The sequence below is a fragment of the Micromonospora globbae genome (assembly GCF_003610785.1).
Taxonomy (GTDB): domain Bacteria; phylum Actinomycetota; class Actinomycetes; order Mycobacteriales; family Micromonosporaceae; genus Micromonospora; species Micromonospora globbae.
Window position 1 is genome coordinate 23,274 of the sequence record NZ_RAQQ01000028.1, and the last position, 19,226, is coordinate 42,499.

General features: G+C 70.4%; 20 protein-coding genes. 7 read left to right on the forward strand and 13 right to left on the reverse strand.

Features of this window, described 5'->3' with window-relative positions:
- Positions 1 to 35: 35 nt before the first annotated feature.
- The gene (locus D7I43_RS28220; RefSeq protein ID WP_204985306.1) at positions 36 to 449 is read right to left on the reverse strand and encodes a DoxX family protein; all 414 of its coding nucleotides are present in this window, start codon (positions 447 to 449) and stop codon (positions 36 to 38) included.
- A 160-nt stretch (positions 450 to 609) separates the two neighbouring features.
- Between D7I43_RS28220 and D7I43_RS28225 the strand changes: the two genes are divergently transcribed.
- Positions 610 to 1,008: a YciI family protein gene (locus D7I43_RS28225; protein ID WP_120331627.1), complete on the forward strand. Its 399-nt coding sequence runs from the start codon at positions 610 to 612 to the stop codon at positions 1,006 to 1,008.
- Complete coding sequence (locus D7I43_RS28230; RefSeq protein ID WP_120331628.1) at positions 1,005 to 2,231, forward strand: RNA polymerase sigma factor; 1,227 nt, start codon at positions 1,005 to 1,007, stop codon at positions 2,229 to 2,231. Before D7I43_RS28225 ends, D7I43_RS28230 begins: the two co-directional genes overlap by 4 nt.
- Before the next feature lie 104 nt (positions 2,232 to 2,335).
- On the opposite strand, the gene D7I43_RS28235 is transcribed toward D7I43_RS28230, so the two are convergent.
- Positions 2,336 to 3,004 (reverse strand): DUF998 domain-containing protein, encoded by a 669-nt coding sequence (locus tag D7I43_RS28235; protein WP_120331629.1) that lies wholly within the window; start codon positions 3,002 to 3,004, stop codon positions 2,336 to 2,338.
- A 73-nt stretch (positions 3,005 to 3,077) separates the two neighbouring features.
- Here D7I43_RS28235 and D7I43_RS28240 point away from each other — a divergent pair, with 73 nt between their 5' ends.
- From D7I43_RS28240 to D7I43_RS28250, 3 genes are all read left to right on the forward strand, one after another.
- Complete coding sequence (locus D7I43_RS28240) at positions 3,078 to 3,281, forward strand: helix-turn-helix domain-containing protein (protein WP_120331630.1); 204 nt, start codon at positions 3,078 to 3,080, stop codon at positions 3,279 to 3,281.
- A gap of 6 nt (positions 3,282 to 3,287) precedes the next feature.
- Complete coding sequence (locus D7I43_RS28245) at positions 3,288 to 3,746, forward strand: Clp protease N-terminal domain-containing protein (protein ID WP_120331631.1); 459 nt, start codon at positions 3,288 to 3,290, stop codon at positions 3,744 to 3,746.
- Positions 3,747 to 3,949: 203 nt separating this feature from the next.
- Positions 3,950 to 6,217, forward strand: a complete 2,268-nt coding sequence (locus D7I43_RS28250) for a heavy metal translocating P-type ATPase (RefSeq protein ID WP_240033204.1) — start codon at positions 3,950 to 3,952, stop codon at positions 6,215 to 6,217.
- Between the two features lie 396 nt (positions 6,218 to 6,613).
- Here the strand turns inward: D7I43_RS28250 and D7I43_RS33830 are convergent, their stop codons facing one another.
- Entirely contained in the window at positions 6,614 to 6,898 is a 285-nt protein-coding gene (locus tag D7I43_RS33830; protein WP_120331632.1) for a heavy-metal-associated domain-containing protein, read from the reverse strand.
- Positions 6,899 to 7,160: 262 nt separating this feature from the next.
- Between D7I43_RS33830 and D7I43_RS28260 the strand changes: the two genes are divergently transcribed.
- Positions 7,161 to 8,588: an MFS transporter gene (locus D7I43_RS28260; RefSeq protein ID WP_120331669.1), complete on the forward strand. Its 1,428-nt coding sequence runs from the start codon at positions 7,161 to 7,163 to the stop codon at positions 8,586 to 8,588.
- Positions 8,589 to 8,963: 375 nt separating this feature from the next.
- On the opposite strand, the gene D7I43_RS28265 is transcribed toward D7I43_RS28260, so the two are convergent.
- Positions 8,964 to 9,260, reverse strand: coding sequence for a metal-sensitive transcriptional regulator (locus tag D7I43_RS28265; RefSeq protein WP_074311710.1), 297 nt, complete (start codon positions 9,258 to 9,260; stop codon positions 8,964 to 8,966).
- Between the two features lie 228 nt (positions 9,261 to 9,488).
- On the reverse strand, positions 9,489 to 10,040 hold the full coding sequence (locus tag D7I43_RS28270) for a dihydrofolate reductase family protein (protein WP_120331633.1): 552 nt from the start codon (positions 10,038 to 10,040) through the stop codon (positions 9,489 to 9,491).
- Positions 10,041 to 10,193: 153 nt separating this feature from the next.
- Here D7I43_RS28270 and D7I43_RS28275 point away from each other — a divergent pair, with 153 nt between their 5' ends.
- Positions 10,194 to 10,841 (forward strand): TetR/AcrR family transcriptional regulator, encoded by a 648-nt coding sequence (locus D7I43_RS28275; RefSeq protein ID WP_120331634.1) that lies wholly within the window; start codon positions 10,194 to 10,196, stop codon positions 10,839 to 10,841.
- Between the two features lie 160 nt (positions 10,842 to 11,001).
- Here D7I43_RS28275 and D7I43_RS28285 read toward each other — a convergent pair whose 3' ends face one another.
- The 8 genes from D7I43_RS28285 to D7I43_RS28320 all read right to left on the reverse strand — a co-directional run bounded on the left by D7I43_RS28285 (position 11,002) and on the right by D7I43_RS28320 (position 19,033).
- Positions 11,002 to 11,352 carry a hypothetical protein gene (locus tag D7I43_RS28285; protein WP_120331636.1) on the reverse strand — a complete coding sequence of 117 codons (351 nt, stop codon included), beginning with the start codon at positions 11,350 to 11,352 and terminating at the stop codon, positions 11,002 to 11,004.
- Between the two features lie 323 nt (positions 11,353 to 11,675).
- A complete protein-coding gene (locus D7I43_RS28290; RefSeq protein ID WP_120331637.1) occupies positions 11,676 to 12,755 on the reverse strand; it encodes a tetratricopeptide repeat protein in 1,080 nt (359 codons plus the stop codon).
- A 221-nt stretch (positions 12,756 to 12,976) separates the two neighbouring features.
- Positions 12,977 to 13,735, reverse strand: coding sequence for an NAD-dependent epimerase/dehydratase family protein (locus D7I43_RS28295; RefSeq protein WP_120331638.1), 759 nt, complete (start codon positions 13,733 to 13,735; stop codon positions 12,977 to 12,979).
- 5 nt (positions 13,736 to 13,740) lie between these two features.
- A complete protein-coding gene (locus tag D7I43_RS28300; protein WP_120331639.1) occupies positions 13,741 to 14,883 on the reverse strand; it encodes a mandelate racemase/muconate lactonizing enzyme family protein in 1,143 nt (380 codons plus the stop codon).
- On the reverse strand, positions 14,880 to 15,767 hold the full coding sequence (locus D7I43_RS28305; RefSeq protein WP_120331640.1) for an SMP-30/gluconolactonase/LRE family protein: 888 nt from the start codon (positions 15,765 to 15,767) through the stop codon (positions 14,880 to 14,882). Before D7I43_RS28305 ends, D7I43_RS28300 begins: the two co-directional genes overlap by 4 nt.
- Positions 15,751 to 16,569, reverse strand: a complete 819-nt coding sequence (locus D7I43_RS28310; protein ID WP_120331641.1) for a carbohydrate ABC transporter permease — start codon at positions 16,567 to 16,569, stop codon at positions 15,751 to 15,753. The genes D7I43_RS28305 and D7I43_RS28310 overlap by 17 nt, the downstream gene beginning before the upstream one ends.
- Positions 16,569 to 17,561, reverse strand: coding sequence for a carbohydrate ABC transporter permease (locus D7I43_RS28315; protein WP_204985307.1), 993 nt, complete (start codon positions 17,559 to 17,561; stop codon positions 16,569 to 16,571). The genes D7I43_RS28310 and D7I43_RS28315 overlap by 1 nt, the downstream gene beginning before the upstream one ends.
- A complete protein-coding gene (locus D7I43_RS28320) occupies positions 17,558 to 19,033 on the reverse strand; it encodes an ABC transporter substrate-binding protein (protein ID WP_120331642.1) in 1,476 nt (491 codons plus the stop codon). Before D7I43_RS28320 ends, D7I43_RS28315 begins: the two co-directional genes overlap by 4 nt.
- Positions 19,034 to 19,226: the final 193 nt, after the last annotated feature.

Sequence of the window (19,226 nt, forward strand, 5' to 3'; positions counted from 1 at the left end):
CTTTCAGCGAATGAGGTGGGTGAGCGGTCGGGTTGTCAGCGGGTGCGGGTGACGAGTGGGCGCAGCTGGGCGCGGCGGCTGTAGACGATCACGCCGGCGACCAGCAGGAACGCGGCTGGCATCGCGGGGTTGACGCCGATGAGCAGGTTGGTGACCACGGCCCCGGCCATGAGCCCGCTCAGGCCGAGGGCGGCCAGCGCGGCCAGCCGCGGAACCAGCAGGCCGACGGCGGCGGCCACCTCGCAGACGCCGACGAGGTAGCGCAGCCACTGCCCCATCCCGATGTCGGTGAACAGGTCGACCATTCGCGCGTCGCCGATGAGCTTGAGCACCCCGCCCGAGGCGATCTGCACGGCGAGGAACACCTGCAGTACCCATCGGCCCATCGATGCGGCGCGGCGCAGCGCGGTCGAGCGGCTGGTGGAACGGGTGGTGACGGTGGCGGTCATCGGGCTCTCCTCGTCGGATCGTCGTTGCTGTGCCCGAGACGTCGGAGCCGACCACCGGCTCTCTACACGCCGGTCGAGATTCTTTTGAAGATTTTTTGCCGCTCCGCGATGACGGCCGTCGCGGTCGCCGGACGGAACCGGCTCCTGTCATCTGGTATCAATGTCCGACCGGGCGAACGCGGAGGTGGCGGTGAAGTACATGGTGATGACCTACGGCGGCCCGTCGGACTGGGAAGCGCTGGCCGGTACCGGCCCGAACGCGATGTCACCCGCGGAGATCGCCGCTCACTTCGAAGCGATGCAGGCGCTGCAGGAGGAACTGGCCGCCACCGGTGAGCTGGTCACCGCCTTCGGGCTGTCCGAGCCGGCGTCCGCGCAGACGGTCGACCTCCACGGCGGCACTCCCGTGGTCTCCGACGGGCCCTACGCCGAGACCAAGGAGTTCCTCGCCGGGTTCGGCATCATCGACGTGGCGACCCACGAACGAGCGATCGAGTTGGCAGCCCGGTTCGCCGGCGTCGTGTCCACCCGCGTCGAACTACGACCCGTGTACGGATGAGCGCCGACCTGCTGCGCGAACTGGCGCCCCAGGTCCTGGCCGCGGTGACGCGCCGCTACGGGCACTTCGACGAGGCCGAGGACGCCACCCAGGAGGCCCTGCTGGCCGCGGCCACGCAGTGGCCCGCCGAAGGCGTACCGGACAATCCGCGCGGCTGGCTGATCCGCGTCGCCTCCCGGCGCCTGATCGACCACCTGCGCAGCGAGCAGTCCCGCCTGCGCCGCGAGACGGCACTTGCGGCGCAGGTACCGCCCGCCGACTGGTTGGCTCCGGCGGCCGACATCGGCGACACGCCGTCCGACGACACCCTGACGCTGCTGTTCCTGTGCTGTCATCCCGCGCTCACCGCGGCCTCGCAGATCGCGCTGACCCTGCGAGCGGTGGGCGGACTGACCACGGCGGAGATCGCCCACGCGCTGCTCGTGCCCGAGGCGACGCTGGCACAGCGGATCAGCCGCGCCAAGCAGCGCATCAAGGACGCCGGTGCCAGATTCGAACCCCCCACCCCGGACGACTACGACCGTCGATTGCGGGCGGTACTGCACGTGCTCTACCTCATCTTCAACGAAGGCCACACGGCGAGCTCGGGCGTCGCCCTCCAGCGTACGGACCTGGCCGCCGAGGCGATCCGGCTCGCCCGTACCCTCCACCAGGCTCGCCCCGACGACGCCGAGGCCGCCGGCCTGCTCGCCCTGCTGCTCCTCACCGACGCCCGCCGGGCGGCGCGCACCGGTCCCTCCGGTGAACTGGTGCCGCTGGCGGAGCAAGACCGTGGCCGGTGGGATCGCCGCCTCATCCACCAAGGCATCACGCTGCTCACCGCCGCACTGGCGCGCCGTCGACCGGGCCCCTACCAGATCCAGGCGGCGATCGCCGCGGCGCACGACCAGGCCGCCCGCGCCGAGGACACGGACTGGCGGCACATCCTCAACCTGTACGACATGCTCCAGCGTCTCGACGACACCCCCGTCGTCACCCTCAACCGTGCCGTCGCCACCGCCATGGTCCACGGACCCCGGGCCGGCCTGGCACTGCTGGAAACGCTCGACTCCGACCCTCGGATGACGGGCAACCACCGCCTCGCCGCCGTACGCGCCCACCTCCTCGACCAAGCCGGTGATCACCAGGCAGCCGCCGCCCAGTACCACGCCGCCGCACAGCAGACGGCGAGCGTCCCCGAACGCGAATACCTGCTCCGACAGGCCCGACTCGCGTCCCGGTAACCCTGGGAACCCGGCGGCAGCCCGAGGACAGGGAGTGGCGCACTGGAGCCCATGGCTCTGCCCGCCGGGACCACTACAGGCCATCCACAACTGCCGGTGCGGTACTAGCCGACGCGGGCGCCTGGCCTTGACCGCTCGTCGCTGCGGTACGTCTTCCAGGCGAGCAGGGTCAGCCACAACCAGGCAACGACGATCATGATCCGCTGAAACAGGCCACCGAACGCTACGAGGTTCTGCGATTGGGCGAAGGCGGCGTTCGACAGCCCGAGCGCGACGAGGACGACGGCGGCGGTCGTGGCCGAGTAGAACGCCCAGCGCCACTGGTTGCCGGCGACGAACCGAAGGGTGAACACGATGCAGGCTCCCATGATTGCGATGAAGGCGAGCAGTGATACGCCGTCGTGCAGGGCCGCGTGGGTGCTGCTGTAGGCAGGCAACCGGTCCGGGCTGCCGGGTGGGTAACCGCTGACCGGGTCGGTGGTGAAGAGGCCGGCGCCGACGAGGCCGAGCGCCCACACGCCGACGAACAGCGGGCCCCACAGCCGGCCGGGTCCTCGGGGCAGAGTCCGCCGGAGCCCGACGGCGAGTACGGCGGTCAACACGCCGGCGACCAGGAACGTTGCGGTCTGCACCCAGCCGTGGTGGCCGAGGGCGAGGGAACTGACCGGATGGCGCAGCGGATCGTAACCGTCGCGGGTGGCGCCCTGGATCAGGAGGCTGAGCACGAACAGCGGGCCGGCGGCGGTACCGCAGATGAGTGGGGCCTTGGACATGGAGACCTCCAGCGTCGTCGAGGGCTGTCAGTCTGGGTTGACAAGGGGTGCTTGTCAACCCAAACTGACAGGCATGGAGGAGTCCCCACTGGTCGCGCGGTTGCGGTCGCATGATCCGGCCGTGTTGCTTCGCGCCGTCGGTGCCCTGCACCGGCTCGCCGAGCAGGTCGAGGCTGCGGCGGTGGCCCGCGCCCGAGCCGAAGGTTGGACCTGGGAGCAGATCGGCGACGCGCTCGGTGTCTCCCGCCAGTCCGCCCACACCAAGCATGGAAAGTGAGTCGCCATGTTCGAACGATTCACGGCTGGCGCCCGAGCCGCGGTTACGGTGCACGCACCGACGGAGGCGCGGAGGCGCGGCGACCGGCGCGTCGGCACGGAGCATCTGCTCCTCGGCGTGCTGCATGACGTAGAGGCGGCCCAGACGCTCGGCGTCGACATCGAGACAGCACGGTCCGCGCTCGCCGCTCTGGACGAGGCGGCCCTTGCCGCCATCGGCATCGACGCCCGTGGCGTCGAGCGGGCCACGATCACGGAATCGTCGACACGGTTGCCGTTCACGTCCGGCGCGAAGGCCACCCTGTCCAATGCTCTCACCGTGGCCCGACGCACCGGCGCGCGTCGGATCGCCGTCGTCCACCTGCTGGCCGGGCTCCTGGATAGCGACCGCACCGATCCCGCAACGAGCGTATTGGCCGAGGTGGGCGTGGACCGTGTGGCTGTCCGCGCCCGTGTGGTGCCGTAGCCGTCGCCCGCTTGGTTGGATGGCCCGCGGTTCGTCTCGGCTGGCGGAGGCCACTCCTTACCGGCCGCCCGCGACCGCACCCCGCAACCGGCACGGCTGATCATGGGCCCCATGAACGCCCGCGTCACGAGCTATACCGGTTCGGGGTAGAGGTTTGTCATGTACCCCCCGGGGGTATATGGTGCTGTGTGGAGGTGGACGGTATGAGCAACAACCACACGGCACACGAGAAGGCGAACGGCACGGGCGAGGCGGCGGTGCCACCGCACTCCCACGAGGGCCACGACCATAGGGCACCACACCACGGTCCGGCTCCGGGCCCGTCCACGCCAAAACCCCTGGCAGAGCACCACGAAAACGACGCCTCCCACGCCGGTGCGGCGCACCAGGGCCGGCGCGGTGAGGCTGCTAGCGGCAACCACCACCCAGGCCACGGCGACCACGCGGGTCACGGGGGACACGGTGGGCACGACAAGCACGCCGGGCATGATCCTGAGCAGTTCCGCCGCAAGTTCTGGCTCAGCCTCGCCCTGACGCTGCCGATCGTGGCGACCAGTCACATGGTGATGGACTGGTTCGGTTACTCCCTGGACTTCCCGGGCAGGGGCCTGGTCGGTCCGGTCCTCGGATCGGTGGTCTTCTTCTACGGCGGCTGGCCGTTCCTGGTCGGCGGCGTCCGCGAGGTCCGCGACCGGGCGCCGGGGATGATGCTGCTGATCTCCATGGCGATCACCGTGGCGTACCTGGCTTCCCTGGCCACCAGCTTCGGCGCGTTCGACCTGGACTTCTGGTGGGAGCTCGCCGCGCTGGTGAGCATCATGCTGCTCGGTCACTGGCAGGAGATGAAGGCGATCGGCCAGGCCCAGGGCGCGCTCGCCGCGCTGGCGGCGCTGTTGCCCGACGACGCCGAACGGCTCGACGACAACGGTGAGCCGCACCGCGTGCCGGTGGGCGAACTGCGGGTCGGCGACGTGGTCCTGGTCCGCTCCGGCGGTCGGGTGCCCGCCGACGGGCGCGTCGTCGACGGCGCCGCGGAGCTGGACGAGTCGATGATCACGGGCGAATCCCGCCCGGTCCCGCGCGGCGTGGGAGACCGCGTGGTGGCCGGCACCGTGGCGACCGACTCCGCCTTGCGGGTACGCGTCGACGCGGTCGGCGAGGACACCGCACTGGCCGGCATCGGGCGGCTCGTCGCCCAGGCGCAGGCCTCCAGCGGCAGGGCTCAGGTGCTCGCCGACCGGTTCGCGGCGATGCTGTTCTACGTGGCCGCTGCCGCCGCGGTGGTCACCTTCGGCGCCTGGTGGGCGCTCGGTGACCTCGACCAGTCGGTCGTCCGGACGGTGACGGTCCTCGTGATCGCCTGCCCGCACGCCCTCGGGTTGGCCATCCCGCTGGTGATCGCGCTCTCGACCGCCGTGTCGGCGAAGGCGGGCGTCCTCGTCAAGGACCGCCTCGCGCTGGAGCGGATGCGCATCGTCGATGCGGTGCTGTTCGACAAGACCGGCACGCTGACCAAGGGCGCGCACACGGTCACCGACATGGCCGCCGCGGCCGGCGTCACCGAGGACGAGGTGTTGCGCGTCGCTGGCGCGGTCGAGGCGGACAGCGAGCATCCTCTGGCCAAGGCGCTGGTGGCCGTCGCACAGGATCGGGGACTGCAGGCCACCGCGCGCGACTTCCGCTCGCTGACCGGTCGCGGTGTGCAGGCTGTCGTCGACGGTACGACCTACGCAGTGGGTGGGCCGGCTCTGCTGCGGGAAATGGCGGCGGCGGTGCCGGACGAACTGGTCCGGGCAGCGCACGTCTGGTCGGCCCGCGGGGCTGCCGTGCTCCACCTGGTCCGCCTCGTCGAGGGTGGGCCCGCGGAGGCGATCGGGGCGTTCGCGTTGGAGGACGAGGTCCGTCCCGAGGCCCGGGAGGCCATCGCGGTGCTGCGCGAGCAGGGCGTGCGGAAGATCGTCATGATCACGGGTGACGCGCGGCCGGTCGCCGAGGCCGTCGCCGCGGACCTTGGCTTCCGCCCCGGCGTCGACGAGGTCTTCGCCGAGGTGCTGCCCGCCGACAAGGACGAGGCGGTGGCCGACCTGCAGGCCCGCGGATACACGGTCGCGATGGTCGGCGACGGGGTCAACGACGCGCCGGCCCTGGCCCGCGCCGACGTCGGACTGGCGATCGGTGCCGGCACGGACGTCGCGATCGAGTCCGCCGGGGTCATCCTCGCCTCCTCCGACCCGCGTGGCGTCACCGGCGTCATCCGCCTGTCCCGGGCCTCGTACCGAAAGATGATCCAGAACCTGGCCTGGGCCGCCGGCTACAACGTCGTGGCGATCCCGCTCGCGGCCGGCGTCCTCGCCTGGGCGGGGATCAGCCTCAGCCCGGCAGTCGGCGCAGTGCTCATGTCGGTCTCCACGATCGTCGTGGCGCTCAACGCCCAGCTGCTGAGGCGGGTCCGCCTGACCCCGCAGGCCTGAACACGGTGTGGCGGCGGCCCAACCCGGGCCGCCGCCACACCTGCGCGAATGAACTGTGGACGCGTCGCTGAGAGCCCTTCGTGACGAGTGCCCACGGTTGGGCGAGGGCCACGACAGGTCGCCCGGGTTGCCCAGACGGGGGCCGGCGCCGGTGCTGGGCAGCGCGCGGCGTCCGCGGTGGCCACGAAGAACGTATCGCCGTGTCCGGTGAAGGCGGCTGGCGCCGCAGGAATGCGCCCTGTCGATCGCGGGCGCGGACGTGCTGCTGCGGCTGGATCACCCTCAGGCCAGGCGTCGCCGAATAGAACGACCAGGCCGCGCGGTGGGACACCGACAAGTACTGATCCGCCGCGACCGCTCCAGAGTCGCCGGTCGGTCGCGGCGGATCACCTCCGCTCAGCTCACGAGCTGGTAACCGGCCTTCTCGACGGCCGCGCGGACGTCGGCGGTCTCCAGCGGCGCGGCGCTGGAGACCGCGACGGTGCCTGAGGCCACGTCGATCTCGACGCCGGTCACGCCCTCGACCGTCTGGATCTGCTTGCTCACGTTGTTGGCGCAGCCGGTGCAGGTCATACCCGACACGGTGTAGGTGGTGCGTACGCCGTCGACGGCCTCAACCGCGGCCGGCGTGCTGTCGGCCGTGGCCGTGCCGCAGCCGCAACTGGTCCCAGTGGTGCACATGAACTCTCTCCTCTCGACCAAGGGGGCGCTGGCTGGCGCCCTGCCGCGCCGGACGGAACCGGCAGGCAGCCGGTTGGCCCGGGAGCCAGCGCAGCCCCAGGACGATGAATATACCCATAGGGGGTAGAGGGATCAATGAGGTGCGCACGAGAGCGCGAAAGCCTGAGGCCGGCCAAGGGTCTCCCTTGACAGGCAATACCCCTAGGGGGTACACATTCTCCCACTTACCCATACCCCCTATGGGCATTTAGGAGTGGTGGAGATGTCACAGGGATCCAAGCGCTGGTGGGGCCTCGGGCTCATCGCGCTCGCTCAGTTCATGGTCATCATGGACACCTCGATCATCGGCGTGGCCCTTCCGCGTATGCAGGACGACCTCGGGTTCTCACCCGAGAACCTGTCGTGGGTGTTCAACGCCTACGTCGTGGCCTTCGGGGGACTGCTGTTGCTCGGCGGCCGGCTGTCGGACCTGTTCGGCGCGCGGCGCGTCTTCACCGCCGGGTGGCTGATCCTGCTGGCCGGATCAGCGGCCGCCGGGCTGGCTGACAGCGTCGCGGTGGAACTGGCTGCCCGCGCCGCGCAGGGCGCCGGCGCCGCCCTGATCGCACCGTCGGCGCTGACGCTGTTGATGATGCTCTTCGGCGCCCAGCCGCGAGAACTAACCACGGCGCTCGCGCTCTACGGTGCGGCGGCACCGGCGGGCGGTACTGCCGGCGTCTTCCTCGGCGGGGTCATCACCGAGTACCTCAGCTGGCCGTGGGTGTTCTACATCAACATCCCGATCGCTCTGATCGCGGTACTGGCCACCCCGGCGCTGATGCCCGCCGGCGGCGCCCGCCGCGGTTCCCTCGACGTCGCCGGGGCGCTCACCGTCACCGCCGGTCTCGCGGCGGCGGTCTACGCGATCGTCCGGGCCCCCGAAGTGGGGTGGGCCTCCGGGCAGACCTGGCTCGTCCTGGCCGGTGCGGTCGCCGCACTGGTGGCGTTCGTGGCCATCCAGGCCGCCCGCAGGGATCCGCTGATGCGGCTGTCGATCTTCCGCACGCCGAATCTCGCCGCGGCCAACGTCGCTCAGCTCCTACTGGGGGCGGCGTGGATCCCGATGTGGTTCTACCTCAACCTCTACCTGCAGCAGGTGCTCGGCTACAGCGCCTTCCCCAGCGGCGCTGCGCTGCTTCCGATGACGGTCCTCATCATGGTGGGGATGGTCGCCCTGGCGCCGCGCGCGATCAACCGGTTCGGCCCGAAGCCGATGGTGGTGGCGGGACTCACCGTACTGGCCGCAGGGCTGGGATGGTTGGCCCTCGTCCGGCCCGGCGGCAGCTACGCCGTGGACGTCCTGCCCGCATCGCTCGTCGCGGCGCTGGGTATGTCACTGGCGTTCATCCCGTCGCTGGGCACGGCCATCTCCAGCGCCCGACCCGAGGAGGGCGGCCTTGCGTCCGGGATCGTCAACACCAGCTATCAGGTCGGTTCCGCGCTGGGCCTGGCCGCGATGACGGCGGTCGCCGCCTCGTACGGCGCGGATCGGGTCGGTGACCTGCCGGCGCTCACCGACGGCTTCTCCGCCGCCTTCGTCGGCGCCGCGGCCATCGCCGCCATCGGAGCCGTCACCGCCGCGGTAACCCTGCGCACCCGCACCTCCGATGCACAGAGCGCGACGGAGCCCGAGAACGTCCAGGTCGGCTGACATGAGCGGACCGAACCCCGAACGTCAGCCCGACATCCATCGGGACAAGTCGTCATGACGAGGCGGACACCGCCACGGCTGGGGTGCGACGCAACCTGACAGACAACGAGAACCCGCCGTCGGGCGGCCGGTCCCGGAGCCGGCCGCCCGAGGCTGTGGCGGGGCTGATGCGGCAATGCCGGCCGATCACGTATCGGCCGGCATTGAGTCGTTCTGGGCGTGCGAGGCGTGAGGCGGCCGGCGCACGCACCGGTCAGAGCTGCGCTGGCTGTCGCCCGACGAGAAGGGGAAGCGGCACAGGAGCTGACTCCCCGGGCTGGGCTGGCGTGACGGCCAGCATCCGGGCGGCCACCGGTCGATCCACCGGCGGCTGTGTCAGCCTCGCTTCATGAGCCGGCCGACGGCGGCCATCATTTCGGTGGCCATCTCGTCGGCGCGGCCCTCGGCGGCGCCTTCGTGCATGCAGTGCCGGGCGTGCCCATCGAGCAGTCCGAGGGCGACCTTGTCCAGGGCGGCCTGGATTGCGGAGATCTGGGTGAGCACGTCGATGCAGTACCGGTCGTCGTCGACCATCTTCTCGACGCCGCGAACCTGCCCCTCGACGCGGCGGAGCCGCGCGAGCAGCTGATCCTTGCTGGCGGTGTATCCGCGGATCGGAGTGGGTGTGGTCATGACACCAGGGTACCGTACCCCTCGGGGGTATGCTACGGTGCGGTGCGAGGCATACCCCCTGTAGGTACTCCAGGGGCGTCCTACCACCCCACCCACACCAATCACCTCGCACGCCACGCATTCCTCCGCGCGAGGCTGGCGATGCCGAACGCACCCACTCACGTCGGCTCGCCGGGCCGGTTTGCCGGTTTGCGTCTCAATCCGACCCGGCGGGCGGGCTCCCGAAGCTCAAGCCTCGGTCGACTCGTCGGCGGCGGCGTAGACCAGGTGGAGCACACCGCTGGCGAACGCGGTGGACGACACCAGCTTCAGGGGAACCGTGGGGCCGTCCTGGAAGAGCCGCTTCCCGTGCCCGACCACGATCGGGTGCACCAGCAGGTGAAGTTCGTCGAGGAGCCGCTGCTCGAGCAGCCAGCGCACCAGAGTGACGCTTCCGGTGACACCGATCCGGCTGTCCTGCTTGAGCTTGGCGAGCTCCTCAGCGGCGGCGTCCCCGCGAATCAGCGTGGTGTTCTCCCAGTCCGCGGACGTGAGGGTGTTGGAGACGACGTACTTGCGGGCGCCGTTCATCATCGCCGTCGTCGGATCGGCGGGGTCGGCGTTCGGCCAGTATTCGGCCATCTCGGTGTAGGTCACACGGCCGAACAGCGTGGCGTCGGTGGCCATCAACGCACCGACGGCCGCGCCCATCTCGTCGTCGAAGTACGGGAAGTGCCATGTCTCGGGAGCCTCGGTGACCCCGTCGAGCGACACGAACAGACCAGCTTTGATCTCACCCATGCGGATCTCCTGTTCAGCAGGGACGGTGTTGGCCCGGTGCAGCACCGCGAGCGCAGCCCCAGGTACCGATCAGTACTCGTAGTACTGCTTGGTACGCTAGGCGCAAATGGGCGAGCGTGTCCACCCCGCCGCCCCGGAACAGTTGGAGACCACATGGGGGCCAAGCAACGCGCCGTGCCCGACCGGACCACCCGGCAGCGCCAGGCGATCATGACTGCCGCCGCGGACGTCTTCATGCGCAACGGTTACGTCGGGGCGACCACGGACGAGATCGCCGCGCTCGCGGCCGTGTCGAAGCAGACGGTCTACAAGATGTACGGCGACAAGCAGAAGCTCTTCGCCGAGGTGATCCTGGAAACGACGCTGGGCACGGTCGAGCGGCTCGCGTCCACCGTGAGCCTGCTCGAACGGTCGAACGACGCCCGGGCGGCGTTGCGCATGGTTGCGGAGGGCTGGCTGCGCGGGCTGCTCGCGGCGGACGTGCTCCGCCTGCGACGTCTCGTCATCGCGGAGGCGGACCGATTCCCTGAGGTGGGGCGAGCCTGGTTCGAGCGGGGGTTCGATCGAGCGCTGGTGATCCTCGGCGACTCGCTACAGGAGATGGCGGGCCGTGGGCTGTTGCGGTCCCTCGACGACCCGCGGCGAGCGGCGTACCAGTTCGCGGGCCTCGTGATGTACCAGCCGATGAACCAGGCGATGTTCGCCGGGTCGGATGGCCTGCCGTCGGCGCGCGAGCTGAAGCGTATCGCCCACTCCGCCGTCGAGGTGTTCCTCGCCGCCTACGGCCCCGCCACAGCCTGAGGGTCGAGCGGGCGCCGCGCCTGCCTCCCCGGCCAGCAGTCGCAGTCGTAGTGGTCGGGGTCCGTGGCGAACCTCCCCGCGCCCTCGCGCAACGAGGCGATGACTGCCCTGGATACTGCCGCGGTGGCGCAAGCGAGCCGCGGCGACGCTATCGCCTGGTTCACTGCTCGCCGACCGCCGGGTCGTCGTGGGTCTGCGCTTCGCGCAGCGCCTCGTCGGCGGCGGCGATTTCCTGGTACCACTGCCGGTGCACCTTGTAGGTGCGGTCGAGTTCGATCTTGTGGTACAGCCCGGTCGGCTTGCCGAACCAGAAGTCACGCGGATGGCGCTGTACCTTGCCGCGGCCCACGACGAGGATCGCACGGTCGGTGACCACGATCGTCTCCGCCGGCACCGTGAAGATCCCCGAACCGGTCACCGTGATGAATCCCGTCTGGATTTGCTCGCCGGGCTCCAGATACGGCGCCGCCTGTTCGGCGATCATCTTGGTCCGTCGTTCCTTGTAGCCCACGGCTTTCCTCCGATGCCGATGCGCGTCAGGGCGGCCTGATGTCGGGCGCGGCTTGCACTAAAGATCTGACTTTATCACTGTCACCCGATCCAGCCGATAACCCCACCCAACGGTCATATCTCTGACCCTGCCGCCGCCACCTCAGGCATTACCTGGCCCGCTACTTGGTCGGCCGGGGCCTGCATGGGGCAGTTCTTCACCGCTAGATGTTGTCGTCGGTTACCACGTCGGGGGGCGACGCCCTGAGATCGCTGGGGTGGGGCGAGTGCGGTGGCTGCGCGAACCCTGGGCGACCTGCCCACGTGGACCCGGCGGGGGGTGCCCTACTCGGAGGAGGATCTGGGGTCGGCGGCACGTGGGCTGGTGGCCTTGCGATCGGTGATGACGATCGCCGCTGCGGTGGCAAGCAGCGCAACGACGTGTGCCACCATCATGACCACCATGGGGGCCGCCGGCGGCCGATCCGCATCCTGGCGCAGCGCGGTGATGACCAGCCCGGTCGCGGTGAGCGTGCACAGCGCCAGCCCGAACAGTCGCACACGTGCGCGGGTGTCCGTGCGTGCGACGTGTCCGGCGTAGACCCGCGCGCCCGGGGTGAGGGCGCGCCAGGTCCGGGCGGCCCACAGCAGCCACAGTGCAGGCGGCAGCAGCGCCACCAACGACATCCACGGAAGCATCGCGAACATGCCGAGGAAGCCGGCCGTCCAGACCGAGATGACCGCCCAACCGCCGACGCCGGCGATGACCACCCGATCCAGTTCGGTGCGTGCCGCGTGGTTTGTTGGTTCCGCGGTCAGTACCGCGCTGAGGTGTCCGGCGGCGGCTGTCAGCCACCCTCGGGTGGCGGCGATGCTAGCGAGCCCGGTGAGCGCCGCCCGGTGCTCCGGGTCGAGCGTCAGCGCGCGGCGGTACGACCGCGTGGCGAACATGTGCCAGCCGATTGAGTGGAACATGAGTGCCCGGATGTGGTGCGGGCCGGCCGACTCGGGGGCCAGATTCACCGCCTGCTTGATCGTCTGGAACGCGCGGCGCGGCTGTCCGAGGTTGAGCCGGGCGAGCGCCAGCGCGGCGTGCCCGCGCCAGTCCTCGGGCGCGAGACGGACGGCCTCGCACGCGCTGGCTCGTGCCTCCGCCGGGTTGCCCACGCCGATCTGGGCGAACGCGAGCAACACGTGGCCCTCGTGCTGTCCGGGCGCGACCGCGACGGCCCGGGCCGCCGCGTCCAACATGGCGGCGAACTCGTCCTCCGCCTGATGCGAGCGGGCCAGGACGTACAGCGCCTCGGCATTGTCCGGATCGTCGGCCAGCACGGCCGCGATCTCCCGCCGCGCGGCATCGATCCGGCCGACTTCCAGCAGGGCGCTGGCTCGTGCCACACCGGCATCGGACGCCTGCCTCGTCACCGGCCTACCCTAGCGTCAGGACGGCGCCACCTGGCTGGAGCAGGCCGGCGGCAGCCTTCGCTACCCGTCGATACCTTCCCCATCGCCCCTCCCCGACTGGCGCACTCCTGAGTACGCAGCTCCACGCCCACCTCCGGCAGGCGATCACCGACGGACGGTTGCCGCCGGGCGGGCGCCCGCACCCGCACCGCCGGCAAGCTCGCCATCACGCCGTCGAACTGTCACGGACGCCGAGCCCGGCACATCGTCGATGGGCCGTCGGGAATGGTGTCCCGGTAGGTGTCGCAGCTCTGGATCGGTGCGTAGCCGAGGCCGCGGCGGGCGGCGTCGAGGTCGAAGACAGCCGCGCTGGTCGCCGAGGTGATCGTGTACGTGCCGAACCGGATGTCGGCCCGCAACGCCAGGCGCACCGCCTGCCCGAGGTCTGCTGGTCCCAGCCAGGTGTCGCACCAGCCGCGCGTCGGCGGCACGGGCTGGCAGCCGCCGAGCCGCAGACAGACGACGGAGAAGGCACCGGAGTCCGCGTACACCCGGGCGGCCGCCTCGCCGAAGACCTTGGTGGCGCCGTAGCGGCAGCACGGGTGGGGTGGCCACGTGTCGCGGATCGGGCCGTCGTCGGGACGGGCGGACGGCGGGTGGTAGCCGCCGAGGGCGTGGACGGAGCTGGCGAGAACGACGCGACGTACGCCCGTCCGGGCGGCGGCGGACAGGATGCGGGCTGGCACGTCGAGGTTGGGGCCGAGTAGCTGGTCCCAGTCGTCGCCGGGGCGCGGGTTCGCGGCGAGGTGCACGACTGCGTCTACGTCGGTGCAGAGCCGCTCGGTGAATGCCGGGTCAGCGAGGTCGCCAAGCATCACCTCGTGTCCCTCGGCGTGTTCGGGCGGTCGCAGGTCGGTCAGCCGGAGGTGGTGGTCACCGGCGAGTTGCGGCAGTAGCAGGGTGCCGACTCCGCCGGCGGCGCCGGTTACCAGTACGCGCATTCCGGTCACCAGTTCGTGAAGGAGCCGTCGGGGCGGTGATAGAGGGGCAGGGGTGCCGGGCCGCGGTGGTCGAGCCGGCGCGCGGCGGCGAGGTCCAGTTCGATGCCGAGGCCGGGTCGCTCGGCCGGTCTGATCCGGCCGGGCGTCAGCTCGGGTCCGGCGGTGATCACGGGCGGGAGTGTCAGCTCCGGCCAGGGCTGTTCCTGCACGGACACGTTGGGCAGGACCAGGTTCAGGTGCGCGGACGCGGCGGCGGTGATCGGTCCGAGCGGGTTGTGGGTGGCCAGGTTGATGTGGTGGACCTCGGCCATCGCGGCGATCTTGCGGGCCTCGGTCAGTCCGGTGTTGGCTACGTCGATCCGGGCGTGGTCGATCAGTTCCCCCTCGATCAGCGGCCGGAACTCCCACTTCGTGCCGAGCTGTTCGCCTGCGGCGAGCGGGACGCCGGTGCGCTGGCGCAGCATGCGGTAGCCGTCGAGGTGCTCGCTGCGCAGCGGGTCCTCGACGAAGTAGGGGCGCGTCGGCTCCAGTTCCCGGCAGAGCGTCACCGCCTGGGCGGGTTCGAACCGGGTGTGTACGTCGAGCAGCAGCTCGACCTCGTCGCCGAGTACGGCGCGGAGGCGCTCCATGGTCGCGACGGTGTGCCGCAGGGCTGCGCGCTGGTCGTACTCGGCGCCGTTCGGGCCGTTCGCCGGTACCCGCAGGTAGCGCCAGCCGGCCGCGACGAGCCGCTCGGCGGCGGCGACCATCGCCTCCGGGTCTCTGACGGCGTCGCCCGGCACGTGCACGTAGCACTCGATGTGGTCGCGGGAGGCGCCGCCGAACACCTCGTAGAGCGGGACGCCCAGTGCCTTGCCGCGCAGGTCCCACAGCGCCACGTCGATGGCGGCGCGGACGGCGGCGAGCACGCCGGTGGCCGGGAAGAATCCCGACCGGGCGAGCAGCTGTCCGAGATGTTCGATGCGGCTCGGGTCGGCGCCGGCCAACTCCTCGGCGAAGTCCTCCACCGCGCCACGGACGGCGCGCCACCGCGAGCGCATGCCGACCTCGCCCACGCCGTACTGCCCGTCGTCGGTGTGCACGAGAACCAGGAGCATGGCGCTCGCGCCCTGCGGCACGGTCAGCAGCTCCAGCCCGGTGATCCTCATCCTGTCCCCCAGGTGTGCGTGGGGGCCGCGTCGACGCCGACGTCGGCGGCGAAGATGCGGCCGCTGTCCGGTGCGGCCCGGCGGGCGCCCTCGTCCAGTCCGATCCAGGCCGTGGTCACCAGGAGGGTGCCGGCTGCCAGGCAGACGGCGGTTGGTCGGGGTACCGGCAGCTGGACCCGGGCCAGTTCGACGCCGCCGGGGGTGAGCCGGCGGACGTTCCAGCCGTCCCACATCGCCACCCAGAGGCAGCCTTCGGCGTCGACGCAGAGTCCGTCGGGGGTGGCGTCGTCGAACTCGACCAGCACGCGCGGGTCTGCGGCCTCTCCGGTGGCCTGGTCGTAGCGGTAGCTGGTGAGCCGCCGTCGGCGGCTGTCCACGTGGTACATCGTCTGGCCGGCCGGGTCGAACCCGAGCCCGTTCGCGCAGCCGATCCCGGTCAGCACCGTCGCCACGGCACCGTCGGGCTCCAGTCGGTAGAGCCCGCCGGAATAGGGTTCGCCGCCGGCGATGACCTGGCTGCCGGCGAGGAACCGGCCGGACGGGTCACAGGCGCCGTCGTTCATCTGGGTGCCGGGCGCGGCGACGTCGCGGAGCGGGCGTACGTGGCCGTCGGCCGTCACGTGCCGGAATCCGCGCCCGGCTGCGACGATCCAGCCGGCGCCGTCGGCGGCCAGCGGCGCCACCGACCCGGTCGCCGCCCCGATGTCGTGGCCGGCCAGGACGTCGATGCGGTCGGCGGTGAGCCGTCCCCGCCACAACCGGCCGACGCGGATGTCCACCCACAGCAGTTCGCCGGTACGCGGGTCCAGCCGCGGCCCCTCGCCGAGCTCGTAGCGCTCGGCGGAGATCGGGCGCGCCCACAGGATGTCAGGACTTGACCGCACCCGCGATCCCCTCGACGAACGTGCGTTGCAGGAACAGGAAGATCGCGATGATCGGAAGCAGGCTGATCGTTGCCGCGGCGGCCAGACCGCCCCAGTCGGTCGCCTCCTGTCCGAAGAAGCTGTACATGCCGACGCCGAGTGTGCGCAGCTCCGGTCGGCCCAGGGTGAACACCAGGGGGATGAAGAAGGCGTTCCACGCGGCCATGAAGTTGAACAGCGCCACGGTGCCGATTACCGGCTTGGCCAGCGGCAGCATGATGCGGAAGAAGATTCGCGGATAGCTGGCGCCGTCCATGCGCGCGGCGTCCTCCAGCTCCTGGGGCATCCCGGCGAAGTACCCCATGAACAGCAGGATGGGTACGACGTGCGCGGGGCCCGCGGTGGCCAGTACCGCGCCGAGCAGGCCGTTGTTCAGTCCGAGCCCGTCGACCAGTTTGAAGATCGGGATGATCGTGTAGCCGTGCGGGATGAACATGGTGGCGATGAGCAGTCCGACGATGACCTTCTTGCCCGGCAGGCTGCCGCGGCCGAGGGCGTATCCGGAGGTGGCGGAGACCAGCAGGACGATGGCGACGGTGGTGACCGAGAAGACGACGGTGTTGGACAGGTAGGTGCCGAAGTGGGCGGTGTCCCAGGCGCGGGTGAAGTTGTCGAGGGTCCACTCCTTCGGTAGCACCGACAGGCCGCCGAGGAAGACCTCCCGCTCGGATTTGAAGGCCGTGGAGATCATCCAGACGAAGGGATAGATCCAGGCCAGGCAGAGCGGGATCAGCAGCAGGTGCCACAGGTGCATCCGGCGCATCAGCGGCTTCCCTTCAGGTACTGCCGGCGCAGCAGCGGTCCCTGCAGCGCCGTCATGACCAGCGTGATCACCCCGAACACGACGCCGGCGGCGCAGGCGAAGCCGTAGCGGGGCGCGTTCAGCTCGGGGTTGAAGGCATAGCGGTAGATGTAGGTGGCGACCACGTCGGTGGCGTAGTTGGGGCCGGCCTGCGTCATCGCCTGGACCAGGTCGAACGGGTTCATGCTGCGCTGGAAGGTGAGCAGCAGGATCACCACGCCGATCGGGGCGATCACCGGGATGGTGACGTGCCGCAGCGTCTGGGGCCCGTTCGCCCCGTCGACCTTCGACGCCTCGTAGAGGTCCTCGGGAACGGTCTGCAGCGCGGCGAGCCAGTAGACGAGGGTGATGCCGAACCCCTTCCACACGTCGATGGCCATGACCGTGGGCAGGGCGGACGACTCGGAGAGGAAGGTCACCGGCGAGTCGACGAGCCCGGTGGAGCGCAGGAGCTCGTTGATGAACCCGCCGGCGGGGTCCAGCAGGACCGCGAAGACGATGCCGACGACTGCGGTGGTGGTCACCACCGGGAGGAAGAGCAGGAGCCGGTAGAGGTTGCGTCCGCGCAGCCGACGGCTGTTGAGCAGGATCGCCACGAGCAGTGCCAGTGGCATCTCCACACAGATCGCGACCAGTGAGAAGAGGAAGGAGTTGCGGAAGGCGTGCCAGAACCGGCCGCTGGTGAGCACCTCGGTGAAGTTGGCGAAGCCGACCCACTCGGTGGCGGGGCCCACCCCGTCCCAGTCGAAGAACGAGTACCACCAGCTGGCGACCATGGGCCAGAGGGTGAAGGCCACGAACAGCAGCAGCATCGGGGCGAGGAAGACGTACTGCCAGGCGTGCCGGCGCAGTGTGCCGGGGCGGCGCCGCCGCGGGGTGGCGGGAGGGCGCTGGGGTGGTGGCGCCACCTGCTCGGTGGTGCCGCCCGGGCCGACGGTTGATGTGCTGGTCACTTCTGACTCGGGTTGAACGGTTGCAGCGGGTTCCAGGTGGGGAAGGTGAGGTCGGCGCGCGAGGCCGGTGTCCCCTTGGCGGAGATGGCCTTGGCCTGCTCGTCGATGAAGGCGTCGAGCTTGGCGTTGAGGTCGGCGGCGGCGCGGTCGAAGGGCTGGTTGCGCAGGATCGCCGGGAGCGCGATTTCGGACCATTGCAGGTCCTGCTTGCCGCGGATGGCCGACATCAGTTCCTTGCCGCCCTTGCTGGCGAGCACCGGGTTGGGGATCAGCCGTACGGTCTCCGCGGCGATGTCCATGATCGCCTTCTGGTCCGCGTTGCTCGCCGCCTTGTCCTGCCAGGCACTCTCCAGTGCGGTGAGGGTGCCGAACTTCTCGTAGTAGGCCCGGTGGAAGTCCTTCGAGGCGAGGAAGTCCATCACCTTCCACGCCTGCTCCGGGTGCTTGGACTGGGCGGACATGGACCACAGGGGACTGAAACTGGCGGTCTGCCCGGAGTAGCCGCCTCGCCCGGCGGCGGGCACCGGCACGGCCGCGATGGTCATGTCGAGCTGTGGGTTGAGCTTTCGGACCTCGTTGATCTGGTACGGCGCCGCGAGGAACATCGCCAGCTCGCCCTTGGCGAACGCGGTGTGCACCTTGCTGGCGTCCGTCCAGCTCTCCCAGCCGGGGGTCATGGTCTTCGCGGCGTGCATCCGCGTGAGCAGGTCGACGGCGGCGGCCAGCGAGGGGTGGTTGATGGCCGCCCGGCCGGTGCGCAGGTCGATGCCGTTGTCGATGGAGGACGGGCCGGCGGTGTGCTGGAACATGCGGGCCAGGTTGCTCTTGCTCCAGAGCCCGGCGAAGCCGAAGGTCCTGCCCCCGCCGGCGCGGGTGATGGCGGCGGCGGCCTGTTCCAGTTCCTCCCAGGTCTTCGGGGCGGTCGTGACCCCACCCACCTTCGCGGCGGTGTTGTTGACCAGCAGGAACCGCACCACCGACCACTTGCCCCAGACGAGCGGCAGGGTGTAGAGCTTGCCGTCGCGGTGCAGGCCGGACGTGGCAGGGTCGAGGCTGCCCTCGGGGAACCGGGACGTGAACTCGTCGGTGACGTACTGGTCGAGCGGGGCGATCCAGCCGCGGTCGAAGATGCGGTCGAAGCCGTTGTCCTGTGCCCGGAAGACGTCCGGCGGGTCGCCCTGCTGGAAGCTGAGTTCGATCGCGTTGACCTGCTGGTCGGTCGGGTTCTCGATGATCTGGACCTCGATGTCCGGGTTCTTCTCCTCGAAGCGGTCGAACTGTTCGCGGTAGAACTGGGAGGCGCCGGTCGGGTCGGGCACCAGCATGACCTTGATGCGCACCTTGTCCCCGCTGGGCTTGTCGCTGCTGCCCACCAGGTTGCAGGCGGTGGTCAGCCCGCCGACCGCGGTGGCGGCAGCGCCCACGCCGAGGATCCGCAGCAGGGACCGGCGGGTGAGTTCTGGTTCCATCATGTCCTACTCCTGTGTTCGGTCACCGGGTGGCGGTGCCGGTCGGCCAACGAGGACGAAGGTGTTGATCCATGTTTCGACGTGGTGACGAGCGTGTGAGGACAGTAAGCGTCACCGACCATGTTGTGCAATAGGCATCCGCAATGTGGGTCTGAAACGCATGCCGCTGCCACACGGACACTCGGCACACGGCGGC

What these genes read in the sequence shown, in the direction of transcription:
- D7I43_RS28245 (WP_120331631.1), top strand. Translation starts at nt 3,288, where the DNA reads ATGTTCGAACGATTCACGGCTGGCGCCCGAGCCGCGGTTACGGTGCAC.
- D7I43_RS28240 (WP_120331630.1), top strand. Translation starts at nt 3,078, where the DNA reads ATGGAGGAGTCCCCACTGGTCGCGCGGTTGCGGTCGCATGATCCGGCC.
- D7I43_RS28250 (WP_240033204.1), top strand. Translation starts at nt 3,950, where the DNA reads ATGAGCAACAACCACACGGCACACGAGAAGGCGAACGGCACGGGCGAG.
- D7I43_RS28270 (WP_120331633.1), bottom strand. Translation starts at nt 10,040, where the DNA reads ATGGGTGAGATCAAAGCTGGTCTGTTCGTGTCGCTCGACGGGGTCACC.
- D7I43_RS33830 (WP_120331632.1), bottom strand. Translation starts at nt 6,898, where the DNA reads ATGTGCACCACTGGGACCAGTTGCGGCTGCGGCACGGCCACGGCCGAC.
- D7I43_RS28260 (WP_120331669.1), top strand. Translation starts at nt 7,161, where the DNA reads ATGTCACAGGGATCCAAGCGCTGGTGGGGCCTCGGGCTCATCGCGCTC.
- D7I43_RS28275 (WP_120331634.1), top strand. Translation starts at nt 10,194, where the DNA reads ATGGGGGCCAAGCAACGCGCCGTGCCCGACCGGACCACCCGGCAGCGC.
- D7I43_RS28295 (WP_120331638.1), bottom strand. Translation starts at nt 13,735, where the DNA reads ATGCGCGTACTGGTAACCGGCGCCGCCGGCGGAGTCGGCACCCTGCTA.
- D7I43_RS28310 (WP_120331641.1), bottom strand. Translation starts at nt 16,569, where the DNA reads ATGCGCCGGATGCACCTGTGGCACCTGCTGCTGATCCCGCTCTGCCTG.
- D7I43_RS28235 (WP_120331629.1), bottom strand. Translation starts at nt 3,004, where the DNA reads ATGTCCAAGGCCCCACTCATCTGCGGTACCGCCGCCGGCCCGCTGTTC.
- D7I43_RS28220 (WP_204985306.1), bottom strand. Translation starts at nt 449, where the DNA reads ATGACCGCCACCGTCACCACCCGTTCCACCAGCCGCTCGACCGCGCTG.
- D7I43_RS28265 (WP_074311710.1), bottom strand. Translation starts at nt 9,260, where the DNA reads ATGACCACACCCACTCCGATCCGCGGATACACCGCCAGCAAGGATCAG.
- D7I43_RS28300 (WP_120331639.1), bottom strand. Translation starts at nt 14,883, where the DNA reads ATGAGGATCACCGGGCTGGAGCTGCTGACCGTGCCGCAGGGCGCGAGC.
- D7I43_RS28320 (WP_120331642.1), bottom strand. Translation starts at nt 19,033, where the DNA reads ATGATGGAACCAGAACTCACCCGCCGGTCCCTGCTGCGGATCCTCGGC.
- D7I43_RS28225 (WP_120331627.1), top strand. Translation starts at nt 610, where the DNA reads ATGTCCGACCGGGCGAACGCGGAGGTGGCGGTGAAGTACATGGTGATG.
- D7I43_RS28230 (WP_120331628.1), top strand. Translation starts at nt 1,005, where the DNA reads ATGAGCGCCGACCTGCTGCGCGAACTGGCGCCCCAGGTCCTGGCCGCG.